Here is a 26,014-nt window from a genome sequence, read left to right as displayed (position 1 = left end):
GGCGCGGCGCGGATCAGTCCGCCAGCAGCCGGCGCATCGCGCCGGCGTAGCGCGCGGCGATGCGTGCGCCGTCGACGTGGCGGCCCTCGCGCACGCGCACAGCCCCGCCCACGGCGACCTCGCGCACCAGCGGGCGGTTGCCGGCGAAGATCCAGCGGTCGATCACATCCTCTGCCGTCGCACCGGCCAGGGCCGGGGCGTCGGCATCGAGCACGACGCGCTCGCCGCGGGGGTCGAAGCCGGTCGCGTCGGCCGCGCTTTCGAGCGCGCCCTGCAGCAGCGTCGCGCCCACGCTGTCCATCCCCGCGTCCACCGCGATGCAGCGCCGCCGCGTGGCCAGGCGTTGCCCGTACTCGAGCCAGCGCAGCTCCTCCACCGGCGAGACCGAGACGTGCGAATCCGAGCCGATGCCCCAGCGCCCGCCGGCGTCGAGATACGCCGACAGAGGGAACAGGCCGTCGCCGAGGTTGGCCTCGGTGGTGGGGCAGATCGCGACGGTCGCGCCGGTGGCGGCGATGCCTTCGACCTCGCCCGCGTCCAGGTGCGTGGCGTGCACCAGCGTCCAGCGCGCATCCACGGGCGCATGGTCGAGCAGCCAGCGAACGGGCCGCGCGCCGCGCAGGGCGACGCATTCCTCCACCTCGGGCACCTGTTCGGCGATGTGGATGTGCACGCGCATGTCCGGCGGCAGCGCGGCCAGCACGGCGCGCATCGCGTCCGGCGGCACCGCGCGCAGGCTGTGCAGCGCGCAGCCGATCGCCACGTCCTCGCCCGCCTCGGCAGCGAGCGCGTCGAGCAGGCGCAGGTAGCCGTCCACGTCGTGGCCGAAGCGGCGCTGGCGTTCCGACAGCGGGCGGCCGTCGAAGCCGCCGGTCATGTAGAGCACGGGCAGCAGCGTGAGGCGGATGCCGGCCTCGCGCGCGGCCTCGACCAGCGCACGCGACATCGCGGCGGGATCGTCGTAGGGCCGGCCATCGGGCGCGTGATGCAGGTAGTGGAACTCGCAGACGCGGGTGTAGCCGGCTTCCAGCATCTCCGCGTACAGCTGCGCGGCCACCGCGCGCAGGCTGTCGGGATCGAAGCGCGCGGCGAAGCGGTACATGGTCTCGCGCCAGGTCCAGAAGCTGTCGGCCGGGTCGGTGCGGCGCTCGGCCAGCCCCGCCATCGCGCGCTGGAAGGCATGCGAATGCAGGTTGGCGATGCCCGGAACCGCCCAGCCTTCGGGCACGCGGCGGACGATGGACGAAGGCTCGGTCATGGCGGGCGGGCGAAGGATGCGGTGCGCTAGGCTACCGCCCACCGTCACGGGATGCGCGCATGCCACTGGCCCCTTCCGGAATCCGGATTCCTCCGCCGCACGTCCGCCCCGCGCCCCATGGCTGAGCGCTGGGACGGCCTCGTGCTCGGCGCCTCGCTGGCCACGCTCGACGGCGAGGGCTACGGCGCGATCGAAGACGGCGCGCTGGGCTGGAAGGATGGCAGGCTGGCCTATGTCGGCCCGCGCGCGGCCCTGCCCGCCGCGCCCGACGCACTGGCGCGCGAGGTGGTCGAGCACCGGGGCTGGATCACGCCCGGGCTGGTCGACTGCCACACGCACCTGGTCTTCGGCGGCGACCGCGCGGCGGAGTTCGAGATGCGGCTCTCCGGCGCGTCCTACGAGGACATCGCGCGCGCCGGTGGCGGCATCCTCTCGACGGTGCGCGCCACCCGTGCCGCCGACGACGACGCCCTCGCCGCCGCGTCGGCGCGCCGCCTGCGTGCGCTCGTTGCCGACGGCGCCACCACCGTCGAGATCAAGTCCGGCTACGGTCTGGATTTCGACACCGAGCGCCGCATGCTGCGCGTGGCGCGCCGGCTGGGCGGCGAATGCGGCGTGGGCATGTCGACCACCTACCTGGCCGCGCATGCGCTGCCGCCCGAGTTCGCCGGGCGCGCCGACGACTACATCGACGCCGCCATCGACTGGCTGCCGCGGCTGCATGCCGAGGGCCTGGTGGACGCGGTGGACGCCTTCTGCGAGGGCATCGGCTTCTCGCCCGCGCAGACCCGCCGCCTGTTCGAGGCCGCGCGCGCGCTCGGGCTGCCGGTGAAGCTGCATGCCGACCAGCTCAGCGACCTCGGCGGCGCGGCGCTCGCGGCCGAATTCCGCGGGCTGTCGGCCGACCACGTCGAGCACACCACCGAGGACGGCGTGCGCGCGATGGCGCAGGCGGGCACCGTGGCCGTGCTGCTGCCCGGCGCCTTCCACGTGCTGCGCGAGACGAAGCAGCCGCCACTCGACGCGTTCCGCGCGCATGGCGTCCCCATGGCCATCGCCACCGACTGCAACCCCGGCACCTCGCCCCTGCTCTCGCTGCGCCAGGCCATGCAGCTGGCCTGCACGCATTTCCGCCTCACGCCGGAGGAAGCGCTGCGCGGCGCCACCGTGCACGGCGCGCGCGCACTCGGGCTGGCCGATCGCGGCCTGCTGCGCAAGGGCCTGCGCGCGGACTTCGCCTGCTGGGACGTCTCGCATCCGGCCGAGCTCTGCTACTGGCTGGGCGGGCGCCTGGCCCGCGGCGTGTACGCGGGGGGCCGGCGGGTCGACGCCTGATCGACGCCTCGCAGCTGCCCGACCAGGCCGTGCGCGACATGCTGCGCGCGTGTCGAAGGCGCGAGTGATCGCCAGCCATTCGGGCCTGCGCCGTTCCACTCGGCGCTTCGAGCACAACCCGGGCCACGGGCCGCCGCGCGGCATCGCAGGCCGCGGCGGCGCGCGGCGGATCGTGTTCGGCGGCTTCATCGACCCGCGGCGGCCGACCGCACCGCCCACTTTCGCGAACTCGCGCGCGTGGAAATCGGTGGCCGGTGCTGCGGCACGCGGCGACGCACCGGCGACGATGGTCCAGCCGTTCGGCGAGGCTTGGCACGCGGCCCGTCCGAAGCCCGCGACCACCGACGGCCAGGTCGAATACGCGGCAAGGCTGCCGGGCAAGGACCACGCCGGCATCGGCTCGGACTTCGACGGCGCGTTGCCGGCGGGGCTGGGGGCGGTCGAGGGCCATCCGGCCCCCGTCGCGGCGCTGCGCGCCCGGCATGGGCGACGGGGTCATCCGCACGGTGCGGGGCGCCGGCCTGCTGCGCGCCCCGGCGGAGGCCGGGCGCCGCGGGCGCGCGCTGACCGGCGGCGTCAACCCGGCCCGTGGCGGCGCGTTGGCTCCCGTGCGCGCCCGGTCACGGCGCGGGGAGCGATACATGCGACCTGCACATGCATGGATTACGGCCGCGGCGGCGATGCTCGCCCTCGCGGCCCTGGTGGCGGACGCCCGCGAGGGCCGACTGCGCGAGCGCATCCGCGAGCGCCTGCACGAGCGCGCCAGGCCGGCGGCGAGCGCCGCGCTGCCCGGCCCCGATGGCGCGATCCGCGCGCCCGGCCTGTACCGCTACACGCTGCGCCACGACGGGCTCGAGCGCGGCTACCTGGTGTACGTGCCGCCTTCGTACCGCCCCGGGCAGCCCATGCCGCTGCTCTTCGCCTTCCACGGCGGCGGCGGCCACATGGAATGGCAGGCCGACGACACCAAGTACGGGCTCGTCTCCAAAGCCGACCGCGCCGGCTTCATCGCCGTCTTCCCCAACGGCTTCAGCCGCTTTCCCGGCGGCCGCCTGGCCACCTGGAACGCCGGTGCGTGCTGCGGCGACGCGCGCGACCGCGCGGTCGACGACGTCGGCTTCGTGCGCCGCGTCCATGCCGACGTCTCGCGCCGGCTCGCCGTCGACGCCACGCGCGTGTACGCCACCGGCATGTCCAACGGCGCGATGCTGGCCTACCGGCTGGCCTGCGAGGCCCCCGACCTGTTCCGTGCCATCGCCGCCGTGGCCGGCACCGACGCCACCCGCGGCTGCGCGCCCTCGCGCGAGGTCGCCGTGCTCCACATCCACGCGCGTGACGACACGCACGTGCTGTTCGACGGCGGCGCCGGCCCGGACGCCTTCCGCGACCCCGCGAAGGTCACCGACTTCACGTCGGTGGCGCAAACCGTGCAGCGCTGGGTGCAGCGCAACGGCTGCGCCGCCACGCCCGTGCGCGTGGTCGACCGCCCCGACGCCACCTGCGACCTGCACGCGCCCTGCCGCGGCGGCGCGCGGGTGCAGGTCTGCATCACCGACAGCGGCGGCCATTCCTGGCCGGGCGGTGGCGCCGTGCGCGGCAAGTCGCCGGCGACGGCGCTGTCGGCGAACGACGCGATGTGGACCTTCTTCCAGTCGCTCCCGCCGCGCGGGGGCTGAGCCCAGCACGGCCGGCCCGTCACCGGCGGCGGGCAGGGCCCGGCGATCGCCCACAAAAAAGCCCCGCATCGCGGGGCTTTTCGCTCGGCGCGGAGGATTACTCCTTCGCGGCCTTCTTCACCGCCACCTTCTTCGCGGCCGGTGCCTTGGCGACGGTCTTGGTGGCCTTCTTCGCGACCGGGGCCGCGGAGGTGCCGGTGGCGACGGCGACGGTCTTCTTGCGGGCATTGCCGTAGCTGGAGTTGTAGCGCTTGCCCTTGGCGGTCTTGCGGTCGCCCTTACCCATGATCGTGTGGCTCCTGACAGTTGTTCGGTGGAATGCGCGCGGCGGCGCTGCGAATACGAGGCGGACGCGGTGGACCCACGCGGCTCGCGAGGCGCGAAAGCCTAGCACAGGCGCCCGGCGCGGGCCGGGCTCAGGCCGCGGGGCGGTGGCTCAGGCGGAGGTTGACCCCGTGCGCGGCGGCCAGCGCGAGCCCCCCCAGGGTCATCACGACCGCATGCGCCCAGCCGTGGTCGTGCAGGGCGGTGAACGAGCCCGCCCAGATCAGCGCCAGCCCCGGCAGCAGCAGGGCCCAGGCCCGGAAGGCGCGGTGGCGGCGGTAGCCCAGGCTCATGGTGGTCAGGCCCAGCAGGCTGGCGAAGATCACGAAGGCCTGGTCGATGTCCGTCCAGCCCGCCACGCGCAGCCCCAGCGCGGGCACCAGCGCCAGCAGCAGCGGGATGGTCGCGCAGTGGACCGCGCACAGGAACGACGCGGCGAATCCGACGCGGTCGGCGGTGCGCAGGGCGGTGTCGGGTTCGGACATGACGAACGTCAGGCTTGTCGACGATTTGAAACACTATAACATTCCGGCCCATCCAGTTTACCCGGCTCCCCTGACGACCATGTCGACACTCCCCCGCACCGCCCTCTACCTCGCCCTCCTGGCCGCCACGCCCGCCTTCGCCCAGGACGCCGCCCACCAGCACGAGCACGAGCTCGACCGCGTGGTCGTGCGCGCCAGCCCGCTGCCGACCACCGCCGAGGACCTGACCCGGCCGGTCGAGGTGCTTTCGGGCGAGGCGCTGGACGAGGCCAAGGCCGCCACGCTGGGCGAGACCGTCTCGCGCCTGCCCGGCGTGCAGTCCTCCTACTTCGGCCCCGGCGTGGGCCGGCCGATCGTGCGCGGCTTCGAGGGTGCGCGCGTGCAGGTGCTCAGCGACGGCCTGACCGCAGGCGACGTCTCCACCGTGAGCGTGGACCATGCCGTGAGCATCGAGCCCTTCCTCGCCGACCAGATCGAGGTGCTCAAGGGCCCGGCCACACTGCTCTACGGCAGCGGCGCGATCGGCGGCGCGGTGAACGTGGTCGACGGCCGCGTGCCCACCCGTGCCACCGACGCCCCGTTCCAGGGCCGCGCGGAGCTGCGCGCCGGCACCGTCAACGACGAGCGCACCGGCATGCTGCGGCTGGACGGCACGTCGGCGTCCGGCAACCTCGTCTTCCACGTCGACGCCCTGCACCGCGAGACCGGCGACTACGAGATTCCCGGCTACGCCGAAAGCGAGGCGCTGCACGAGGAGCACGAGGAGGAGGAAGGCCTGGAGGAGGACCGCGTCTTCGGCGTGCTCCCGGGCAGCGCGCTGCGCACCGATTCGGCCGCGCTGGGCATGTCCTGGATCGGCAGCCGCGGCTTCCTCGGTGCCGCGCAGAGCCTCTACAACACGCGCTACGGCATCCCCGGCGCCGCACATGCGCACGACGAGGACGAAGGCGAGGACGGGGAGGCCGGCCACGACGGGGAGTCCGTGCGCATCGTCCTCGACCAGCGCCGCACCGAGGTGCGCGGCGGCCTGGACCGCGTCGGCATCTTCGACACCGCGCGCATCAAGCTCGCCCGCACCGACTACACGCATACCGAGTTCGAGGGCGACGAGGTCGGCACCGTCTTCGACAACGACACCACCGAGGCGCGCCTGGAACTCGCCCACCGCGCGCTGGCCGGCTGGGCCGGCGCGTTCGGCGCGCAGTGGTCGCGCCGCGACTTCGCGGCCGTGGGCGACGAGGCCTTCGTGCCCTCTTCCGTCTCGCGCGACGCCGGCCTGTTCTGGATCGGCCGCCGCGACTTCGGCCCGGTGGCCGCCGAGCTCGGCCTGCGCCACGACCGCAACGAGGTCGAGGCCGACGACGCCACGGCCATCGGCCCGGCCCGCGACTTCGACACCACCAGCCTCTCGGCCGCGCTGCGCTGGGACCTCACGCCCGATCTGCACGTCTCCTTCGGCCTCGACCGCGCGCAGCGCTCGCCGACCGCCGAGGAGCTCTATTCCAGCGGCCTGCACGTGGCCACGCGGAGCTTCGAGATCGGCAGCCCGACGCTCGACGTCGAGACGGCCAACCGCGCCGAGATCGGCCTGCACTGGCATGCCGGGCCGCTGAAGATCGGCGCCTCGGTCTATGCCGTGCAGTTCGACGACTTCATCTACCTCGCCGGCACCGACATCGAGGAGGAGGCCCCGGTGCGCGTGTGGACGCAGGCCGACGCGCGCTTCACCGGCGCCGAGGCGGAAGTGGACTGGACGTTCCTCGACACCGGCGCGAACCGCTTCGGCCTGCGCCTGTTCGGCGACGTGGTCCGTGCCCGGCTCGACGGCGAAGGCCGCCGCAGCATCGAGGTGTCGGTGCCGCACGGCGACCACGCGCATGACTACGCCACCGAGATCGCCCTCACCGGCAACCTGCCCCGCATCGCGCCCGCCCGCGTGGGCGGCGAACTGCGCTGGGAACGCGGGCCGTGGCGCGCGTCGCTGGGTGCGATCCGCTACGCCCGGCAGGACCGCGTGGCGGAGTTCGAGCAGGCCACGCCCGCCTACACGCTGGTCGACGCGCACGTGACCTGGCACCTCGACACCGCCGGCGGCAACGCGTGGGAGCTGTTCGCCGACGCCAGCAACCTGCTCGACGAGGAGGCCCGCGTGCACACCTCGTTCCTGAAGGACTACGCGCCGCTGCCGGGCCGCGGCATCTCCTTCGGCGTGCGCGCGTTCTTCTGATCCACCGCGCGCGGGGGCGGCTGGACGCGGTCGATCCCGCACAGCCGCGCCCGCATGCGCGCGCCGCGGTCAAGCCGGATGCGAGCCGTCAGGGTCGCATCCGGCGACAGCGCGACCAGCAGCGCATGCAGTTGCTCCGGCGCGCATCGCCAGTGCAGTTCCAGTGGCTCGCCCAGCCGCGCGCGGCCGATGCATGCGTCCAGCAGCGTCACTCGCACCGTCCAGTGCGCCTCGCCGCTCGCGCGGTCGGCGCAGGCACCGGGCCAGGCGACGCGCCCCTGGACCGTGACCGGCCGCCACAGCGGAAGGATGCGTGCCAGCAGGCCCTGCAGGCGGCGAGACAGGCGGATCATGCGCCCACCCCGCGCGGGTGGTGCCGGGATCCAGCGCGCCCGGGCACGCCTTGCACGGGACGCCTCGCCCGCGCCCCGGCGCCTGCGGCGACGCGGGCATCCGGGCCCTGCACGTCGCGTCAGTCCTGCGCTCCCGCCGGCGCACAGGCCGCGCAGAGGCCGTGCACTTCCAGCGTCTGCGCGCGCGGCACGAAGCCCAGCGTGCGGGCGCGCGTATCCAGCGCATCGACGATGTGCGCGTCCTCCAGCTCGGTGGCCGAATGGCAGCGGTCGCAGATCAGGAACGGCACCGCGTGCTGCGCGGCGCCCGGGTGGTGGCAGCCCACGAAGGCGTTGATCGACGCCAGCTTGTGGATGAAGCCGTTCTCGAGCAGGAAGTCGAGCGCGCGGTACACCGTCGGCGGCGCCGCGCCTTCGTGCGTGGCCTTCATGCGGTCGAGCAGCTCGTAGGCCTTCAGCGGGCGGCCGGCATCCGCGATCAGGCGCAGCGCATGCGCGCGGATGGGCGTGAGCCGCAGCCCGCGCGCCTCGCAGGCGCGTTCGACCTCCGCCACGAAGGCATCGCCACTGTGCACGTGGTGGTGCGGATCGATGCAGGGGTCGTCGCGCCGTGACACGGCGTCAAGCCTCGGCCGGCAGCTTCGCGATCGCCGCCTCGATGCGCAAAAGCGCCTCGTCGCGGCCGGCCAGGTAGACCGTATGCGCGATGTCCGGCGAAACCTGCGTGCCGGTGATCGCCACGCGCAGCGGCTGCGCGACCTTGCCCATGCCCACGCCGCAGGCGGCAGCGACGTCGTGCAGCACCATCGAGACGGACTCCGGCGACCACGTCATCAGCTCGCCCAGGCGCGCGCGCGCTTCGGTGAGCGGTGCGCGCGCGGCGGCGGTGAGGTGCTTGGCGACGGCCGCATCGTCGTACTGGTGCAGCGGCCGGTACCACACCGCCGCGCGCTCGGCCATGTCGGCCAGCGTCTGCACGCGATCGCGCAGCGCGACGACGACGTCGGCGGGCTTCGGCCCCTGCGCGAGGTCGTAGCCGTGGCGCTCCAGGTGCCAGACCAGGTGCCGGGCCACGGCTTCCGGTTCGTCGGACTTCAGGTACTGCTGGTTGAGCCAGCCGAGCTTGGCCGGATCCAGGCGCGAGGCCTTCGCGTTGACGTCCTTGAGGTCGAACAGCTGCGTCATCTCGGCGATGGAGAAGATCTCCTGATCGCCGTGCGACCAGCCCAGCCGCACCAGGTAGTTCAGCAGCGCGTGCGGCAGGTAGCCCATCTCGCGGTACTGCATGACGTCGGCCGCGCCGGTGCGCTTGGAGAGCTTCGCGCCGTGCTCGTCGAGGATCATCGGCAGGTGCGCGAAGTGCGGCACCGGCGCGCCGAGCGCCTCGTAGATGTTGATCTGGCGCGGGGTGTTGTTGACGTGGTCGTCGCCGCGCACCACGTCGGTGATGCGCATGTCGATGTCGTCCACCACCACCGCGAAGTTGTAGGTGGGGTAGCCGTCGGAGCGCAGGATCACCAGGTCGTCGAGCTCGCTGTTGGCGATCTCGATGCGGCCCTTGACCTTGTCTTCCCAGGCGACCACGCCGCCCTGCGGGTTCTTGAAGCGGATCACGCGGTTGGGGTCGTCGCGCAGGCCTTCGTTGCGGTCGCGGTAGGCGCCGTTGTAGCGGGGCTTCTCGCCGGCGGCCATGGCGCGCTCGCGCATGGCCTCGAGTTCTTCCTTGGTCTCGTAGGCGTAGTAGGCCTTGCCCGCTTTGATGAGCTGCTCGGCGACCTCGCAGTAGCGCTCCAGGCGCTGCGTCTGGTAGACCGGGCCCTCGTCGTAGTCCAGGCCGAGCCAGTCCATCGCATCGAGTATGGCATCGATCGCGGCCTGCGTGCTGCGCTCCTGGTCGGTGTCCTCGATGCGCAGGATGAACTGCCCGCCGTGGCGGCGCGCCTCCAGCCAGCAGTAGAGCGCCGTGCGCGCGCCTCCGATGTGGAGGTAGCCGGTGGGGCTGGGCGCGAAGCGGGTGCGGCTGGTCATTGCAGGCTCGTGGCGGCGGAAAGCGGCGATTTTACCGCGCCGGGCCGCCCGGGCCGGCCGCCTACAATGCGCGCATGCCGACCCTCTTCATCTCCGACCTCCACCTCGACGCCGCCCGACCGCAGGTCACCGACCTCTTCCTGCGCTTCCTGCGCGAGGAGGCCGCCGGCGCGAAGGCGCTCTACATCCTCGGCGACCTGTTCGAGGCCTGGGTGGGCGACGACGATCCCGACCCGCTGGGCGCGGCGGTGGCGGCCGGGCTGCGCGCGGTCGCCGACGCCGGCACGCCGGTGGCCTTCATGCGCGGCAACCGCGACTTCCTGCTCGGTCCGGCCTATGCGCGGCGCGCGGGCATGACGCTGCTGGCCGACCCTGCGGTGATCCTGCTCGACAGCGCGCCCACCCTGCTGCTGCACGGCGACCTGCTGTGCACCGCCGACACCGGCTACATGGCCTTCCGCGCGCAGACGCGCGATCCGGCGTGGCAGGCGCAGTTCCTCGCGCAGCCGCTCGCGGCGCGGCAGGCCTTCGCCAGCCGGGCGCGCGCGCAGAGCCAGGCGGCGCAGGCGGCGCTCCGGGACGCCGGCACGATGGAAACCATCACCGACGTGTCGCCGGACACGGTCGCGCAGTACTTCGCGCGCTACGGCGTGGACCGCATGATCCACGGCCATACCCACCGCCCGGCGATCCATGCGCACGACGCAGGCGGCCGGATGCGCCAGCGCATCGTGCTGGGCGACTGGTACGAGCAGGGCTCGGTGCTGCGCGTGGACGGCGCCCGCGTCGAGCTGCAGAGCCTGCGCTGAGCGCAGCCGCCCCCCTTCAGTTCGCCAGCGCCTCCAGCGAGGCCAGCTCGTCGGCGTCGAAGCCCGCTTCCAGCCGCGCGGCGCGGTTGAACGGCCCGTACAGCACGGCGCGCGCGTACTCGGCCAGCAGCGCCTTGAAGGTCGTACGCGGCTCCAGCCCGCGTTGCTCGCAGTGCCAGCGGAACCAGCGGCTGCCCGCCGCCACGTGCCCCACTTCCTCGCGCAGGATCACCTCGAGGATGCCGGCGGTCGTTTCGTCGCCGAGCTGGCGCAGCTTGGCGATCATCCCCGGCGTGACGTCGAGCCCGCGCGCCTCCAGCACGCGCGGCACCAGCGCCATCCGCGCCAGGCCGTCGTGCGCGGTCTTCTCGGCCATCTCCCACAGCCCGTGGTGTGCGTCGAAGTCCCCGTAGTCGAAGCCCAGCTCGCGCAGGCGGCCGCGCAGCATCGTGAAATGCCGGGCTTCGTCGTTCGCCACCGCCGCCCAGTCGGCATAGAAGCGCGCCGGCATGCCGCGCCAGCGGTAGACCGCATCCCAGGCCAGGTCGATCGCATTGAATTCGATGTGCGCCACCGCGTGCACGAAGGCGGCCAGCCCTTCGCGCGTGCCGAAGCCGCGCCGCGGCAAGTCGCGCGGATGCACCAGCCGCGGGCGCTCGGGCCGGCCGGGCATGCCGATGGGCTGCGGGGGCGGCGCGTCGGGATCCGGCGCAAGATCACCGCGCGAGAAGCGCTCGAAGGCCTCGAACGTGCGCTCGACCTTCGCTTCCGGCGCGGCCGCGCGCAGGCAGTCCTGCGCCGCGGCATGCAGGCAGCCGGCCATCAGGCCTCCGCGTCGTCCTCGGGACCGGCTGCGCGCGAGCACTCCCAGCCGTCGGGGTAGCCGCCGAAGGACTCGGCCAGCACCGTCAGTTCCCGCTCGACCCGCGTGATGTCCGCATGCCTGGGCGCCATGTGGCGGCTGGCGGTCACCTGCCAGATGCCTTCATCGTCCACCGCGGGCACGGAGACGAGCAGGTCGGTGGACTGCTTCGCGGCCTCGGCGAAGGCCGCGGCGGCCGCCTCGTCGCCGAAGACCAGGTGGAAGTCCACCTCGCGCGGGATCGTCAGGTCATCCCCGTCCTCGACCATCGCGCGCAGCACCGCGCCGTTCTCGTCGTCGGGGATCATCGCCAGCTGCAGGGACTTCATCTCAGCCCGCCTTCCGCGCCTGCTTGGCCGCATCCGAACGCAGCTGCTTGATGCGCTCGAAATAGCCCGGCTCCACGCCGGTGACGTATTCGCCCGAGAAGCAGGACGAGTCGAACTTCTCGATGCGCTTCTTCGGGCCGGCCACGGCCTCCTCGAGGTCCTTGAGGTCCTGGTAGATCAGCCAGTCGCAGCCGAGCAGTTCCTGCACCTCCTCGTCGGTGCGGCCGTGCGCGACCAGCTCCTCGGCCGACGGCATGTCGATGCCGTAGATGTTCGGATGGCGCACGGCGGGCGCCGCGGAGGCCAGGTAGACCTTGCGCGCGCCGGCCTCGCGCGCCATCTGCACGATCTGCTTGGACGTGGTGCCGCGCACGATGGAGTCGTCCACCAGCAGCACCACGCGGTTGCGGAACTCCAGCGGGATCGGGTTCAACTTGCGGCGCACGGATTTGGCGCGCTCGCCCTGCCCCGGCATGATGAAGGTGCGGCCGACGTAGCGGTTCTTGATGAAACCCTCCCGATACTTCACGCCGAGTACGTTGGCGATCTCCAGGGCCGCGTCGCGCGAGGTGTCGGGGATCGGGATCACCACGTCGATGTCGTGGTCGGGCCGCAGGCGCAGGATCTTCTCGCCCAGCTTCTGGCCCATGCGCATGCGCGCCTTGTGCACGGAGACGTCGTCCATCATCGAGTCCGGCCGCGCGAAGTAGACGTACTCGAAGATGCAGGGCGTGGCGCTGCGTTCCTCGGCGCACTGGCGCGAATGCATCGTGCCGTCGGCGGTGACCACGACGCCCTCGCCCGGGCGCACGTCGCGCAGGCGCTCGTAGCCGAGAAGGTCGAGGGCCACGGACTCGGAGGCGAAGGCGTATTCGTCGCGCCCGTCGCGCACCCGCTTGCCCATCACCAGCGGGCGCACGCCGTGCTGGTCGCGGAAGGCGACGAGGCCGAGCCCCAGCACCGCGGCGATCACCGCGTAGCCGCCCACGCAGCGGCGATGCACGCCCTCGACCGCGCGGAAGGCGGCCTCGGGCGAAAGCTCGCCCTGCACGTCCAGCTCGTGCGCGAAGACGTTGAGCAGCACTTCCGAGTCGGACTCGGTGTTGACGTTGCGCTTGTCCTGCTCGAACACCTCGCGGCGCAGCGCATCGGTGTTGATCAGGTTTCCGTTGTGGGCGAGCGCGATGCCGTAGGGCGAGTTCACGTAGAACGGCTGGGCCTCGTCGCAGCCGGCGCTGCCCGCGGTGGGATAGCGGCAGTGGCCGATGCCGTAGTTGCCGTGCAGCAGCTGCATGGACGCCTCGTCGAAGACGTCGCTGACCAGGCCGTTGCCCTTGTGCACGCGGATCTTCGAGCCGCTGGCGGTGGCGATGCCCGCGGCGTCCTGCCCGCGGTGCTGGAGGACGGTGAGCCCGTCGTAGAGCTGGGCCGCGACGTCGCTCTGGCCGACGATTCCGATGATGCCGCACATGGTGGGATGTCCTGCGAAGGTTTCAGACGGGCGCGGGCTGCGCCATCGGTGACTTGATCGACGATTCCGCCCGACCGTCGAGGTCGAGCCGCGCGGCCGCCCAGTCGGGCAGCCAGCCGGCGAGCCAGCGCGCGCCCGGCTTGAAGATGGGGACGAGGGCGGAGCCTTGCCAGCCGGCATCGCGCGGCAGGTGGGTGAAGCCCAGCAGCAGCACGAGCACGCAGCCGACGAACGCACCCCGCGCCAGCCCCAGTGCAAGGCCCAGGCCGCGGTCGACCCCGCCCAGCCCCATGCCCGAGAGCACGCGCCGGGACATCCAGGCCACCGCGGCCACCGTCAGCGAGACCGCGAGGAAGCAGGCGCCATAGCCCATCAGCAGGTGGATGGCGTCGGGCTCGGGCACCCCGGCCAGCCAGCGCGCGACGTCGCCACCGACGTGGAGCGCGGCCCAGCCGCCCAAGAGCCAGGCGGCGATGGACGCGATGCCGCCGATGAAGCCGCGCATCAGCCCGAAAAGCGCGGACGCGCCCACGACGACCAGCAGCAGCACGTCCAGGCCGCTCATTCGCTCACGGATGCGGACGCACGATGCCGCTCACGCCCAGCCGGCCGGCGGCCTGCGAACGCAGCGCGTCGGCGGCGGCGCGGTCGGCCACGGGGCCCAGACGCACGCGATGCAGCGTGCCGGCCTCGGTGCGTACCGGCTCGACGAAGGCGGAAAAACCGGCGGCGCGGGCGCGGTCCTGCAGCCGCTGGGCATCGGCGGCATTGGAGAACGCGCCCAGCTGCACGGCGAAGCCCACGGCCGCCGCAGCGGGCTGCGGCGCCGACGGCGTTGCAGGCGCGGGCGGTGTCGAAGGCTCGGTGGCCGGCCGGGGCGCCGTGGCGACCGTACGGCTGCCCGCAGCGGCGTCCGCCCCGTCAACGGCAGGCTTCGCGGGCGGCGTAGTGGCCGGCTTGCCGGCACTGGACGCGGGGGCGGTGGCCGACGTCGCCGCGTCGAGCACCACCACCCGGGCTCCGACGTCGTCGCGCACGTGCGCGGCCCGCAGCCGGGCGGCCTCGGCATCGGCGCGGGTGGCATAGGGCCCGATGCGCACGCGGTGCAGCGCGCGGGTGCCCGTGGTCACCACCTCGGCGTAGCCCGGAAGCTGGGACGCACGCAGCGCGCCCACCACGCGCGCGGCATCGGCGGCGGTGGCGTAGCTGCCGAAGCTCACGGCGAAGTCGCCGCCGGCCCTGGGCGCGGGAAACACGGCCGGGCTGGCCTCGGCGGGCTCCGCCGCCACCTCGGCCGGTGCATCGGCCGGCGGTTGCGCGGGGGCGAGCGCGGGGCCGGCCGGCGCGGCCGGCTCCACCAGCGGAAGCTCGCGCGTCTCGATGCCGGGCGCCGGGGCGGGCGGCAGCTTGAGCGGCACGTCCGACGCGCCGCTCTCGGGCGCCGGGTCCATCACCAGCATCGGCAGGAAGGTCACCGCCAGCGCGACGAGCACCGCCGCGCCGAGCAGCCGCTGTTTCAGGGCAGGTTCCATCGCGTCCGCGTGCGGCGGGAGTGGCCCGCCTTGTCGCCGCGGATTATAGCGAGCGGGGTCGGCCGGGCCCGCGCCGCGGCCGCCCTGTTCCGCAAGGTTCAGGCGGCCGGCGACGCGCCCAGCTGCCGCAGCCCGGCGGCCACGGTGTGGAAGGAGCCCAGCACGAGCACGCGCTCGCCGGGGCGGGCCTGCGCCGCGGCGCGTTCGATCGCGGCGGCCACGTCCGGCGAGCGGCTGGCCGCATCGGCCAGCGGCGCCGGCAGGCGCGCGGCGAGCTCCCCGGCGTCGATCGCCCGCGCGCCCTGCCCCGGCAGCCCGGCGAGGTGCCAGGCGTCGACATGCGCGGCCAGCGCATCGACGATGCCGGCCGCGTCCTTGTCGCCCAGTGCGGCGAACACCGCCTGCGTGCGGACGGCCGGCTGCGCGGCGAGCCAGTCGGCCACCTGGCGCGCGGCCTGGGGGTTGTGGGCCACGTCGAGCACGTACTCGACCCCGCCGCGCTCCAGGCGCTGCAACCGCCCGGGCAGCCGCGCGCTGGCGACGCCGCAGCGCAGGGCCTCGTCGTCGATGCGCAGGTCGATCGCGCGCAGCGCGGCGATGGCGACGGCGGCATTGCGAAGCTGCGCCGGCGCGGCCAGCGCCGGCAACGGCAGCTCGACCTCGCGGCCGACCTCGCGCCAGCGCCAGCCGGCCTCGCCACCGGCGTCGTCGATGAAGAAGTCGCAGCCGATGCGCAAGGTCTTCGCGCCGATGGCATAGGCATGCCGCAGCACGCTGGACGGCGGATCGTCGTCGCCCAGCACCAGCGGCTTCCATGCGCGCGCGATGCCGGCCTTTTCGAAACCGATGGCCTCGACGTCGGGGCCGAGCCAGTCCTGGTGGTCGAGATCGACGGTGGTGATGACCGCGACGTCGGGCTCGACGATGTTGGTGGCGTCGAGCCGCCCGCCCAGGCCGACTTCCAGGATCGCCAGGTCCAGGCCCTCGCGCGCGAACAGCCACAGCGCGGCCAGGGTGGCGACCTCGAAGTAGGTCAGCGAGATGCCGTCGCGCGCGGCCTCGACGGCTTCGAAGGCCTCGATGATGGGCGCGTCGCCGGCATCCTCGCCGTCGATGCGGATGCGCTCGTTGAAGGCCAGCAGGTGCGGCGAGGTGTAGGCGCCGACGCGATGGCCCGCCGCGCGCGCGATCGCCTCGACGAACGCGACCGTCGAACCCTTGCCGTTGGTGCCGCCGACGGTCACGACGTGCCGGGCCGGGCGGCCCAGGCCCAGGCGCGCATGCACGGCACGCACGCGGTCCAGGCCCAGGTCGATGGCCCGGGGGTGCTGCTGTTCGAGGCGGGCCAGCCAGCTGGCGAGGGTGGAGCTCATGCGGGCGCTGTCGCTCTACGGTGTTGGATACGCCGCGAGCCTGCGGCGGCGGGGATTGTCGCCGATCGACGTCGATGAGCCGCAACGATGGCAGGGCGCGGGCCGGGCGGGCGCCGCGGCGGGGTCCCGTGCGCTGCGCCTGCCCACGCTACAGCGCGCGGTGGACCGCCTCGCCGAAGAACGGGGTGTGGTGGCTGCAGTCGTTGAGCCTGACCACCTCGAGCGCGTCGACATCCGGGCCTTCGAGCAGGTTGATGGTCGTCGGTGCCTGGCGGAAGCTCCAGAGGCGCGCCAGCGGCAGGCCGAGGATGCGGCACAGGAGCACGCGGTTGACTGCATCGTGGGCGACGAGCAGCAGTGTGTCGGCCTCGCCCAGCCCCTGCGTGGCGCGGGCCAGGGCGGGCCATGCGCGGTCGAGCACGTGCTGCAGCGATTCGCCCCCCGGCATCAGCACCTCGTGGGGCGCCTCGCGCCAGGCGCGCATGCGCTCGGCATCGCGCTCGCGGATCTCGTGGGCGAGCAGGCCCTCCCAGGTGCCGTGCGCGATCTCGGCCAGGCCGGCGTCGGTGGCCAGCATCCAGGCGCGGTCGCCCAGGGCGATCTCGGCGGTGCGGCGCGCGCGGGACAGCGGCGAGGCGACCGCGCGCGCGATCGGAACGTGCCGCAGGCGCTGGGCCAGGGCCGCGGCCTGCCCTTCGCCGACCGGCGAGAGCGGGATGTCTTCCTGGCCCTGGTAGCGCCCCTCGGCGTTCCAGGGGGTTTCGCCGTGGCGTGCAAGGATGATTCGCATGGTTCGGGATTCGGGATTGGGGATTCGGGAGTCGGGATTGGGTCGGGGAATTCGGGCTCGGGGTGGAATGCGGATCCGCGGACGAGTGGCCGGCATCTCGACCAGCGAAGACCGCGGCGTCGCCGCGCCCACCAATCCCGAATCCCGAATCCCGGACGTTCAGACCTGCTGCAGCGAGAGCACGCCCGGCGTCGCGCGCAGCACGTCGAGCTGCGCCTGCTCCAGCGGGCGGTCCACCGTGATCGCCGCGCGCGCATAGCCGTCGCCGGCGGCGCCCAGGGCGAAGTTGATGATGTTGATGCCGGCCATGCCCAGCTGCGAGCCGACCATGCCGACCATGCCGGGCCGGTCCTCGTTGCGCATCAGCAGCACGTGCGCCAGCGGGTCGAACTCGATCTCCACCCCGTCGAGCGCGACCACGCGCGGCGCGCGGTGCAGCGTGGCGTCGATCTCCCGGTGCACTCCGCGCCCGGCGCCGTCGTCGCCTTCGATGCGGATGCGCAGCAGGCGGTCGAAGCCGTTGCCGTCGCCCCCCACCGTCTCGCTGACCTCCAGCCCGCGCCCGGCCGCCTCGTGCAGCGCGTTGACCGGCGTGATGCGCCCCGACGCGGCCCCCAGCAGCGAGGCGACGAGCAGGCGCGTGAGCGGCCGCGTGTCCAGGCCTTCGGTGCGGCCGGCGTAGCGGATCTCCAGGCGCGTGGGCGCCGGCACCAGCCGCGAGGCCAGCCGCCCCAGGGCGGTCATGAGCGGCATCCACGGGCCGACCTCGCGGGCCGCCTCGGCCGTCAGCGGCGGCAGGTTGACGCAGCCGGCCACGGCCCCGGTGGCGACGAAATCGATGATCTGCCGCGCGAGGATGGTGCTCACGGCCTGCTGCGCCTCGCTGGTCGAGGCGCCCAGGTGGGGCGTCAGCACGAGGTTCGGGTGCGTGCGCAGCGGCGAATCCGGCGGCAGCGGCTCGGTCGCGAAGGTATCCAGCGCGGCGCCGGCCAGGTGCCCCTCGTCGAGCAGGCGCAGCAGCGCGGCCTCGTCGACCAGGCCGCCGCGCGCGGCATTGACCAGCATCGCGCCGGGCTTCATCGCGCGCATGCGCGCCTCCGAGAGCAGGTTGGTCGTCTCCTTCGTGCGCGGGATGTGCAGCGTCACGATGTCGGCCCAGGCCAGCAGCTCGTCGAGCGACTTGAGCGGCACGCTGCCCTTTCCCGCCGCCGCCGCGGGCAGGAACGGATCATGCGCGGCGACGTCCATGCCGATGCCCTGCGCCTTGCGCGCCACCGTGCTGCCGATGCGGCCCAGGCCGACCACGCCCAGGCGCTTGCCCTCGAGCTCGAAGCCCGTCAGGCCCGCCTTCGGCCACTGCCCCGCCTTCATGCCGGCATCGGCCTTCGGCACGCGGCGCGCCAGCGCGAACAGCAGCGCGATGGCGTGCTCGGCGGCGGCCAGCGTATTGCCGTCGGGTGCGTTCATGACCGCGATGCCGCGCGCGGTGGCCGCCTCCACGTCGATGGTGTCGACGCCCGCGCCCGCGCGGCCGATGACCTTCAGGCGCGCGGCCCTGGCCAGCGCCTCCGCGGGCACCTTCGTGGCCGAACGCACCAGCACGGCGTCGAAGTCCGCCAGCGCGTCGGCCAGCAGCCCCGCGTCCTTGATCGGCTCGGGCGCGACCACGACGTCCCAGCCGGCCTGGCGGAACATCTCGAGCCCGTCTTCGTGGATTCCATCGCATGCCAGCACTCGCATCGTTCGCGCTCCTTGGGTGAGGGAAGCGCGGATGCCCTGCCAGCCGGCCGTCGGCCTCGCGCACGAGGGGCGCTGCGACGGTGATGCGGTCGAACGTGGTGCGTGGACGCGGTGCGTCCTGCGGGTCGGGAGACGGGGCCGGCTGGCATGGGAATCCGCGACCGGCGCAGCCTAGCAGACTCCACCGCGATCACCGCAAGCGCCGGCCGATGGGCGGCGCGGCACGACCGCTGACGCCGCGCCGCAGCCCGCAGCCGACCCGCGCGGCCGTCGCAGGCCGGGCATGAAACGAAACGGCCGACGCATCGCGCCGGCCGTTCCGCCTTTCACGGACGATCCCGCGTGGCGATCACTTCGCCTCGGGCACGCCCATCTCCGCCAGCAGCTGCGGGGCCGGGAAGACCTCCTGCATCACCCAGCGCATGTAGCGCTGGTCGACGGCGATCATGCGCGTCATCTTCGGGTCGAACACCCAGTTGCTGCTCACCGACTCCCAGTTGCCGTCGAAGGCCAGGCCCACCAGCCTGCCGTGCGCATCGAGCACCGGCGAGCCGGAATTGCCGCCGGTGATGTCCAGGTCGGACAGGAAGTTCACCGGCACGGTGCCCAGCCGCTTGTCGGCCAGGCCGCCGTAGTTCTTCGCGGCGATGGCATCGAGCTGCGCCTTGGGCGCGTCGAAGGGCTCCACGCCCGTGGCCTTCTGCGCCACCTGCTCGAGCGTGGTGAAGGCGTCCTGCTTCGAACCATCGGCCTTGGTGTAGCCCATGACGTTGCCGAAGGTGATGCGCAGCGACGAGTTCGCGTCCGGGTAGACGAACTGGCCACGGCTCTTCTTGTAGTCGGCCACCGCCTGCAGGAACACCGGGCGGTTCACCAGCACCTCGCCCGCACGGGTCTTGGCCTCTTCCTCGAGCTTGAGGATGGTCGGCATGACCGCGACCGCGAAACGGATGGCCGGGTCGGTGGAGGCCTCGAGCGTCGCGCGGTCGGCCTGCATCAGCGACAGCCGCGTCTGCGTGTCGCCGAGACGGGTCGCGGCCAGCGTGTCCAGCGCACGCGCGATCGCGGCCTCGTCGTTGCCGCCGAGCCAGGCGTCGACCGCCGCCACGCGCTGACCCTGCGGCAGCTTCAGGTACTCGCGCAGCCAGTAGCCGATCAGCTCGCGGTCCATCTCCGGGTGGTAGCGGCGCTCCATCTGGCGCAGGGCGCCTTCGAAGGCGGGCATGTCGCGCTGCTGGTAGCCGGACTCGCGCTCGCCATCGGGCTTGGCGCGCTCGATCGCGAGGCGGTACAGCGAGGTCGCAGCGCCCAGGACGCCGGTGCCGCGCAGCTGGCCGAACACGAGATCGCGCTCGCGCGTGGCGCGCGCCTGCTCGCCCAGCGCCTGCAGGCGCTCGAACGCGGCCAGGCCCGCCTTGCCGCTGGCGCCCTGCCCGCGCAACCACGCCAGCACCGCTTCCTCTTCGCTGCGCTTGGTGGCGGCGGCGTCGATGCGCTTGAAGCCTTCCAGCTGGCCGTCGTAGTTCTTCATCACGTTCTGCCAGCTCTTGACGGTGCTGGCGTACTTCACCGCGATGTCCGGGTTCTGCTTGCCCGCGGCCTCGACCATCGCGACCAGGTTCTTGTAGTGCTGGCCGACCACGGGGTAGGTCCAGCCGGAGGTCGCGTCGAAATCGCTGGCCAGCGCGTAGCGGCTGGTGCTGCCGGGGTAACCGGCGACCATCACGAAGTCGCCCTCGCCCAGCGGCCTGTCGGCGATCTTCAGGAAGCGCCTGGGCTGGAAGGGCACGTTGTCGGGCGAATACGCGGCGGGCTTGCCGTCGCGACCGACGTAGGCGCGGTAGAAGGCGAAGTCGCCGGTGTGGCGGGGCCACATCCAGTTGTCCACCTCGCCGCCGTAGTTGCCGATGCTCGAGGGCGGCGCGTAGGTCAGGCGCACGTCCTTGATCTCGAGGTTGCGGAACAGCCGGTAGGTGTTGCCGCCGGCGAAGCTGTAGAGGCGGCAGCGGAAGCCGGCCTCGGCCTCGCAGTCGGCGACGAGCTTCTTCTCCAGTGCTTCCACCGCCTTGGTGCGCGCGATCGGCGTGGGCGCCGCCGCGATCGCGGCCTTGACCTGCGCGGTCACGTCCTGGATCGAGTCGAGCACGTAGATGCGTGCGTTCGGCCCGGCCGAGAGCTCGTCCTTCGGCGTCGGCGCGTTGAACCCCAGCGTGATGAGGTTCTTCTCGGGCGTCGAATTGAGCTGGATCGCGCCGTAGGCGCAGTGGTGGTTGGTGACCACCAGGCCCTGGGGCGAGACGAAGCTCGCCGTGCAGCCGCCGAGCGAGACCACGGCGCCCATGGGGTCGCCCGTGAGGTCGGCGAGCTGCCTGGGATCGAGCTTGAGCCCGGCCTGCTTGAGCGGCCCGGCGATCTCCGGCAGCTGCTGGGGCACCCACATGCCTTCGCCGGCGATCGCGCCGGTGGAGGCCGCGAGTGCGGCGAAGGTGGCGATAGCGAGAGCGCTGTGACGCATGTGGTGTCCCCGGAAGGTGGTGCGAAGGTCGCGGCGGGCGCGAGGAAGGGCGAGTCTAGCGGCCGGCCCTCGGGGGCCGGCCATGACGAAAGTCATGGAGGCGCGGGGTGCTGCCGCGCGTTCATTCGGCGGGAAGGCCCATCTCCGCCAGCAGGTGCGGGGCCGGGTAGACCTTGGCCATCAGCCAGCGCATGTAGCGCGCATCGACGTGGATCGCGCGCTTGTAGCGCGGGTCGAACATCCAGCTGGCACTCACCGCTTCCCAGTTGCTGTCGAAGTTGATGGCGATGAGCCTGCCCTCGGCATCGAGTACGGGCGAGCCGGAATTGCCGCCGGTGGTGTCGAGGTCGGTGAGGATGTCGACCGTCTGGGTCTTCAGCTTCGGGTCGGCGGTCGTGCCGAAATCGGCCTTCGCGATCGCATCGCGGAGCGGTTCGGGCGCGTCGAACGGCGCAGCGCCGGTGTGCTTCTCGAGGATGCCGCCGACGGTGGTGACCGGCACGTAGTTGACGCCGTCGCGCGGGCTCATGCCGGTGAGCTGGCCGTAGCTCACGCGCAACGTGGAGTTGGCGTCCGGGTAGACCGCACGGCCCTGCGACTTGCGGTAGTCGATCAGCGCGCGCATGTACGACGGGCGCAGGCGCAGCAGCTCGCCCTCGCGCGCCTCCGCCTCGTCCTCCAGGCGCAACACCGCCGGCAGCAGCGCGGCGGCGGCGCGCAGCAGCGGGTCGGGGTCGGCGGCCAGGCTGGCGGCATCGCGGCCCATCGCCGCCAGGCGCACGGCCTCGTCGCCCAGCCTCGTGCCGCCGTAGAGCGCGTCGAGCCGGGCCTGCGCCTCCTCCGCGCTGCGGCCGAAGACCGCGTCGAACTCCGCCACGCGCTGCGCGGCCGGGAGTGCCCGGCACTGCTCCAGCAGGTGCGAAAGCAAGGCCTTTTCGACGGCTGGGTCGTAGCGGCGCTGGACCTGCCTGAGCTGGCCGGTGATCAGCGTTTCGTCGCGCTGCTGGTAGCCGGTCTCGCGCTCGGCATCGGGCTTGCCCTTCTCGTGCGCCAGGCGCTGCAGCGTGATCGCGGCGCGCAGAAGTTGCGTCTGGCCGCGGACGGCGGCGAGCAGCTGGTCACGTTCGCGCGTCGCGGAAGCGGCATCGAGCACCGCCTGCGCGGCGGCGATGTCGGCCCGCGTGGCCTTGGCCCTGGGCTGCCTGGCGAGCCAGGCAAGCATCGCCGCCTCGTCGTCGCGGCGGACCCGGGTCGCATCGCTGCGCCGCAGGCCATCGAGCTCGCCCTGCGCACGCTTGAGCGAATTCTTCATGCTGGCCAGCTGCGCGGCGTACAGCACGCGCTGCTCCGGCGTGGCCGCGGCCTTCTCGATGGTCGCGATCATGCCCTGGTTGAGCGCGACGCGGCTGGGCAACTGCCAGTCCACCTGCTGCGCGAACTCGCTGGCCATGCGGTGGCGGAAGGTCACGCCCGGGTAACCGGCGAGCATCGCGAAGTCGCCCTCGCCCACGTGGCGGGTGGAGACCTGCAGGTGCCCGGGCGGCGCGTAGGGCACGTTGTCGGGGCTGTAGTCGGCCGGCTTGCCGTCGCGGCCCACGTAGGCGCGCAGCAGGGTGAAGTCGCCGCTGTGGCGCGGCCACATGAAGTTGTCGATCTCGTCGCCGTAGTTGCCGATCGATTCCGGCGGCGCGTACACCAGCCGCACGTCGCGCAGCTCGAGCTGGCGGATGAGGTAGAAGTCGGTGCCGTAGTACATGTTGGCGACGCTGCAGCGGTAGCCGGCCTCGCGCTCGCATTCGGCGACGACGGCCTTGGTCGCGGTGTCCACCGCGTCGTAATAGGCCTTGCCGCGCTTGCCCTTCGTGCCCGCGAGGATGCGGTCCGTCACGCGGTCGAATCCGGTGGTGACGAGCACGCGGTAATCGGGATTGGCCGGCAGCTCGTCGTCACGCGTGGCCGCGGCGAAGCCCTGCCCGATGAGGTCGCGATCCGGCCGGCTGTTGTACTGGATCACCCCGAAGGCGACGTGGTGGTTGGTCAGCACGAGCCCGTCCTTCGAGACGAAAGCACCGGTGGCGCCACCGACCTTCACGACGGCGTTCATCGGCGCCCGGGTGAGGTCGGCAAGGTCCGCGGCATCGCCCTCGAAGCCCGCGGCCTTGAGCTGCGCGGCGATGTCGGGGAGCTGGGAGGGCATCCACATGCCTTCGGAGGCGAAGGCGGGAGCGACGGCGAGGGAAAGCGCGAGGGGCAACAGACGGCGGCGCATGGACGATTCCGGAAAGGCAACCGGCCGACGATAACGAGCCGGCGCCCCGTGCCGCAAACCGCGAGGGCCTTCAGGGTGCGGCTCGTATAATCGTCGTTCCATCGCGCAGCGCGCCCAAGGCCCCGTTCATGTCCGAGACCGCCACCCTCGCCCCCACCGCGCAGACGATGCGCGCACTCGTCAAGCGCGAAGCCGCGAAGGGCATCTGGATGGAAGAGGTGCCGGTGCCGGTGCCCGGCCCGAACGAGGTGCTGATCAAGCTCGAGAAGACCGCGATCTGCGGCACCGACCTGCACATCTACCTGTGGGACGAGTGGAGCCAGCGCACGATCAAGCCGGGCCTGGTCATCGGCCACGAGTTCGTCGGCCGCATCGCGCAGGTCGGCACGGGCGTGACGGGCTACCGCATCGGCCAGCGCGTCTCCGCCGAGGGCCACATCGTCTGCGGCCACTGCCGCAACTGCCGCGCCGGCAAGCAGCACCTCTGCCCGAACACCGTGGGCATCGGCGTCAACCGCAACGGCGCCTTTGCCGAATACATCGTGATGCCGGCCAGCAACCTCTGGCCGATTCCGGACCAGATCCCCAGCGAGCTCGCCGCGTTCTTCGACCCCTACGGCAACGCCGCGCACTGCGCGCTGGAGTTCGACGTGGTCGGCGAGGACGTGCTGATCACGGGCGCGGGCCCGATCGGCATCATCGCCGCCGGCATCTGCAAGCACATCGGCGCGCGCAACGTGGTGGTGACCGACGTCAACGACTACCGCCTCAAGCTCGCCGCGGACATGGGCGCCACGCGCGTGGTGAACGTCGCCAACACCTCGCTCAAGGACGTGATGGCCGACCTGCACATGGAAGGCTTCGACGTCGGCCTGGAGATGAGCGGCAACCCGCGCGCCTTCAACGACATGCTCGACTGCATGTACCACGGCGGCAAGATCGCCATGCTGGGCATCATGCCCAAGGGCGCCGGTGCCGACTGGGACAAGATCATCTTCAAGGGCCTCACCCTGCACGGCATCTACGGCCGCCGCATGTACGAGACCTGGTACAAGATGACGCAGCTCGTGCTCAGCGGCTTCCCGCTCGGCAAGGTGCTCACCCACCAGCTTCCGGTGGACGAGTTCCAGAAGGGCTTCGAGCTGATGGAAGCCGGAAGGAGCGGCAAGATCGTCCTGAGCTGGAATTGACGAGAGCCGGGATTCGGGATTGGGGATTCGGGATTCGCATGAGCGACCCATCGCCACCGGAGCCCGCTCGACGAATCCCCAATCCCGAATCACCAATCCCGGCTTTCAACCCATGTCCCTGACCGCACGCTACGAGCAGACGCTCGCCGAGATCCGCGACGCCGGCCTGTTCAAGTCCGAGCGCATCATCACCTCGCCCCAGGCCGCCGAGATCACGCTGGAAGACGGCCGCACGGTGCTGAACTTCTGCGCCAACAACTACCTGGGCCTGGCCGACCATCCGGCGATCATCCAGGCCGCGAAGGACGCGTTGGACAGCCACGGCTTCGGCATGGCGAGCGTGCGCTTCATCTGCGGCACGCAGGACCTGCACAAGAAGCTCGAGCGCACCATCGCCGACTTTTTCGGACAGGAGGACGCGATCCTCTACGCCGCGGCGTTCGACGCCAACGGCGGCCTGTTCGAGCCGCTGCTGGACGAGAACGACGCGGTCATCTCCGACGCGCTCAACCACGCCTCGATCATCGACGGCGTGCGCCTGTGCAAGGCCCGCCGCTACCGCTACGCCAACTGCGACATGGCGGACCTCGAGAAGCAGCTGCAGCAGGCCAAGGCCGACGGTGCGCGCACGATCCTGATCACCACCGACGGCGCGTTCTCGATGGACGGCTTCATCGCGCCGCTGGACGAGATCACGCGCCTGGCGCAGCAGTACGGCGCGCTGGTGCACATCGACGAATGCCATGCCACCGGCTTCCTCGGCGCCACCGGCCGCGGCTCGGCCGAGGTCAAGGGCGTGCTCGACCGCATCGACATCGTCACCGGCACGCTGGGCAAGGCGATGGGCGGCGCGCTCGGCGGCTTCACCACGGCCAAGCGCGAGGTGATCGAGCTGCTGCGCCAGCGCTCGCGCCCCTACCTGTTCTCGAACTCGCTGCCACCGCACGTGGTGGCCGCGGGCATCAAGGCCTTCGAGATGCTGACCGAGGCCGGCGAGCTGCGCGAGCGCCTTGCCGAGAACACCCGCTACTTCCGCGAGCGCATGACCGCCGCGGGCTTCGACCTCAAGCCCGGCGTGCACCCGATCGTGCCCGTGATGCTCTACGACGCCCCGCTCGCACAGAAATTCGCGCAGCGCCTGCTCGAGGAACGCATCTACGCGATCGGCTTCTTCTTCCCGGTCGTGCCCAAGGGCCAGGCGCGCATCCGCACGCAGATGTCGGCCGCGCACACGCGCGAGCACCTGGATCGCGCGATCGACGCGTTCACGCGCATCGGGCGCGAGCTGGGCGTGATCACGGGCTGACGCGGGGCCGCACGCGGTTTTCGCGCGATGCGCCGCATCGCGCGGTGCCGCCCTTGCAGCATTCATCGAGGCACATGCGCACCTCACCTGCCCTGCAGCTGCGCGATGTGATCGTGACGCCCCATCCGGTCGACCCCAGCCC

22 protein-coding genes are annotated in these 26,014 nt (G+C 72.5%); 6 read left to right on the top strand and 16 right to left on the bottom strand.

All coding sequences use genetic code 11. From position 1 onward, the window contains the following. Nucleotides 1-13: 13 nt before the first annotated feature. On the bottom strand, nucleotides 14-1,258 hold the full coding sequence (locus EYQ95_RS16350; protein ID WP_132328278.1) for a formimidoylglutamate deiminase: 1,245 nt from the start codon (nucleotides 1,256-1,258) through the stop codon (nucleotides 14-16). Nucleotides 1,259-1,375: 117 nt separating this feature from the next. Between EYQ95_RS16350 and hutI the strand changes: the two genes are divergently transcribed. Both hutI and EYQ95_RS16335 read left to right on the top strand, forming a co-directional pair. Beyond that, a complete protein-coding gene (gene hutI, locus EYQ95_RS16345) occupies nucleotides 1,376-2,593 on the top strand; it encodes an imidazolonepropionase (protein WP_132328277.1) in 1,218 nt (405 codons plus the stop codon). Nucleotides 2,594-3,075: 482 nt separating this feature from the next. Next, nucleotides 3,076-4,269, top strand: coding sequence for a PHB depolymerase family esterase (locus EYQ95_RS16335; protein WP_207916483.1), 1,194 nt, complete (start codon nucleotides 3,076-3,078; stop codon nucleotides 4,267-4,269). A gap of 97 nt (nucleotides 4,270-4,366) precedes the next feature. Here the strand turns inward: EYQ95_RS16335 and EYQ95_RS16330 are convergent, their stop codons facing one another. Together EYQ95_RS16330 and EYQ95_RS16325 are read right to left on the bottom strand one after the other, a co-directional pair. Continuing rightward, on the bottom strand, nucleotides 4,367-4,555 hold the full coding sequence (locus EYQ95_RS16330; protein WP_132328276.1) for a 30S ribosomal protein THX: 189 nt from the start codon (nucleotides 4,553-4,555) through the stop codon (nucleotides 4,367-4,369). A 130-nt stretch (nucleotides 4,556-4,685) separates the two neighbouring features. Next, nucleotides 4,686-5,078 (bottom strand): MerC domain-containing protein, encoded by a 393-nt coding sequence (locus tag EYQ95_RS16325; protein ID WP_132328275.1) that lies wholly within the window; start codon nucleotides 5,076-5,078, stop codon nucleotides 4,686-4,688. 79 nt (nucleotides 5,079-5,157) lie between these two features. On the opposite strand from EYQ95_RS16325, the gene EYQ95_RS16320 reads away from it, so the two are divergent. Then, the gene (locus tag EYQ95_RS16320; protein ID WP_132328281.1) at nucleotides 5,158-7,305 is read left to right on the top strand and encodes a TonB-dependent receptor; all 2,148 of its coding nucleotides are present in this window, start codon (nucleotides 5,158-5,160) and stop codon (nucleotides 7,303-7,305) included. On the opposite strand, the gene EYQ95_RS16315 is transcribed toward EYQ95_RS16320, so the two are convergent. The 3 genes from EYQ95_RS16315 to gltX all read right to left on the bottom strand — a co-directional run bounded on the left by EYQ95_RS16315 (nucleotide 7,251) and on the right by gltX (nucleotide 9,686). After that, the gene (locus EYQ95_RS16315; protein ID WP_132328274.1) at nucleotides 7,251-7,658 is read right to left on the bottom strand and encodes a hypothetical protein; all 408 of its coding nucleotides are present in this window, start codon (nucleotides 7,656-7,658) and stop codon (nucleotides 7,251-7,253) included. The genes EYQ95_RS16320 and EYQ95_RS16315 overlap by 55 nt on opposite strands. A gap of 119 nt (nucleotides 7,659-7,777) precedes the next feature. Beyond that, nucleotides 7,778-8,275, bottom strand: a complete 498-nt coding sequence (locus EYQ95_RS16310; protein WP_132328273.1) for a transcriptional repressor — start codon at nucleotides 8,273-8,275, stop codon at nucleotides 7,778-7,780. Between the two features lie 4 nt (nucleotides 8,276-8,279). Further along, nucleotides 8,280-9,686, bottom strand: a complete 1,407-nt coding sequence (gene gltX, locus EYQ95_RS16305; RefSeq protein WP_132328272.1) for a glutamate--tRNA ligase — start codon at nucleotides 9,684-9,686, stop codon at nucleotides 8,280-8,282. Between the two features lie 74 nt (nucleotides 9,687-9,760). Between gltX and lpxH the strand changes: the two genes are divergently transcribed. Continuing rightward, nucleotides 9,761-10,495, top strand: coding sequence for a UDP-2,3-diacylglucosamine diphosphatase (gene lpxH / locus EYQ95_RS16300; RefSeq protein WP_132328271.1), 735 nt, complete (start codon nucleotides 9,761-9,763; stop codon nucleotides 10,493-10,495). Nucleotides 10,496-10,511: 16 nt separating this feature from the next. Here lpxH and EYQ95_RS16295 read toward each other — a convergent pair whose 3' ends face one another. From EYQ95_RS16295 to EYQ95_RS16250, 10 genes are all read right to left on the bottom strand, one after another. Then, the gene (locus EYQ95_RS16295; protein WP_132328270.1) at nucleotides 10,512-11,318 is read right to left on the bottom strand and encodes a ferritin-like domain-containing protein; all 807 of its coding nucleotides are present in this window, start codon (nucleotides 11,316-11,318) and stop codon (nucleotides 10,512-10,514) included. Next, nucleotides 11,318-11,686: a ribonuclease E inhibitor RraB gene (locus EYQ95_RS16290; protein WP_165924761.1), complete on the bottom strand. Its 369-nt coding sequence runs from the start codon at nucleotides 11,684-11,686 to the stop codon at nucleotides 11,318-11,320. Before EYQ95_RS16290 ends, EYQ95_RS16295 begins: the two co-directional genes overlap by 1 nt. 1 nt (nucleotide 11,687) lies before the next feature. Next, nucleotides 11,688-13,157, bottom strand: a complete 1,470-nt coding sequence (gene purF, locus EYQ95_RS16285; protein WP_132328268.1) for an amidophosphoribosyltransferase — start codon at nucleotides 13,155-13,157, stop codon at nucleotides 11,688-11,690. A gap of 22 nt (nucleotides 13,158-13,179) precedes the next feature. Continuing rightward, entirely contained in the window at nucleotides 13,180-13,722 is a 543-nt protein-coding gene (locus EYQ95_RS16280) for a CvpA family protein (RefSeq protein ID WP_132328267.1), read from the bottom strand. A gap of 4 nt (nucleotides 13,723-13,726) precedes the next feature. Then, complete coding sequence (locus EYQ95_RS16275) at nucleotides 13,727-14,689, bottom strand: SPOR domain-containing protein (RefSeq protein ID WP_132328266.1); 963 nt, start codon at nucleotides 14,687-14,689, stop codon at nucleotides 13,727-13,729. A gap of 98 nt (nucleotides 14,690-14,787) precedes the next feature. After that, on the bottom strand, nucleotides 14,788-16,062 hold the full coding sequence (folC, locus tag EYQ95_RS16270) for a bifunctional tetrahydrofolate synthase/dihydrofolate synthase (protein WP_132328265.1): 1,275 nt from the start codon (nucleotides 16,060-16,062) through the stop codon (nucleotides 14,788-14,790). 148 nt (nucleotides 16,063-16,210) lie between these two features. After that, nucleotides 16,211-16,852, bottom strand: coding sequence for a histidine phosphatase family protein (locus EYQ95_RS16265; protein ID WP_132328264.1), 642 nt, complete (start codon nucleotides 16,850-16,852; stop codon nucleotides 16,211-16,213). 159 nt (nucleotides 16,853-17,011) lie between these two features. Then, on the bottom strand, nucleotides 17,012-18,592 hold the full coding sequence (gene serA, locus EYQ95_RS16260; RefSeq protein ID WP_132328263.1) for a phosphoglycerate dehydrogenase: 1,581 nt from the start codon (nucleotides 18,590-18,592) through the stop codon (nucleotides 17,012-17,014). A 349-nt stretch (nucleotides 18,593-18,941) separates the two neighbouring features. Beyond that, nucleotides 18,942-21,107 carry a S46 family peptidase gene (locus tag EYQ95_RS16255; RefSeq protein ID WP_132328262.1) on the bottom strand — a complete coding sequence of 722 codons (2,166 nt, stop codon included), beginning with the start codon at nucleotides 21,105-21,107 and terminating at the stop codon, nucleotides 18,942-18,944. 121 nt (nucleotides 21,108-21,228) lie between these two features. Next, nucleotides 21,229-23,376, bottom strand: coding sequence for a S46 family peptidase (locus EYQ95_RS16250; protein ID WP_132328261.1), 2,148 nt, complete (start codon nucleotides 23,374-23,376; stop codon nucleotides 21,229-21,231). Nucleotides 23,377-23,543: 167 nt separating this feature from the next. Here EYQ95_RS16250 and tdh point away from each other — a divergent pair, with 167 nt between their 5' ends. Both tdh and kbl read left to right on the top strand, forming a co-directional pair. After that, the gene (tdh, locus tag EYQ95_RS16245) at nucleotides 23,544-24,566 is read left to right on the top strand and encodes an L-threonine 3-dehydrogenase (protein WP_132328280.1); all 1,023 of its coding nucleotides are present in this window, start codon (nucleotides 23,544-23,546) and stop codon (nucleotides 24,564-24,566) included. 112 nt (nucleotides 24,567-24,678) lie between these two features. Beyond that, on the top strand, nucleotides 24,679-25,872 hold the full coding sequence (gene kbl, locus EYQ95_RS16240) for a glycine C-acetyltransferase (protein ID WP_132328260.1): 1,194 nt from the start codon (nucleotides 24,679-24,681) through the stop codon (nucleotides 25,870-25,872). Nucleotides 25,873-26,014 lie beyond the last annotated feature (142 nt).

It is taken from the genome of Lysobacter sp. N42 (assembly GCF_004344885.1).
The sequence above is the reverse complement of the archived record's forward strand: the minus strand, read 5'-3'. Positions and strand labels throughout refer to the sequence as shown.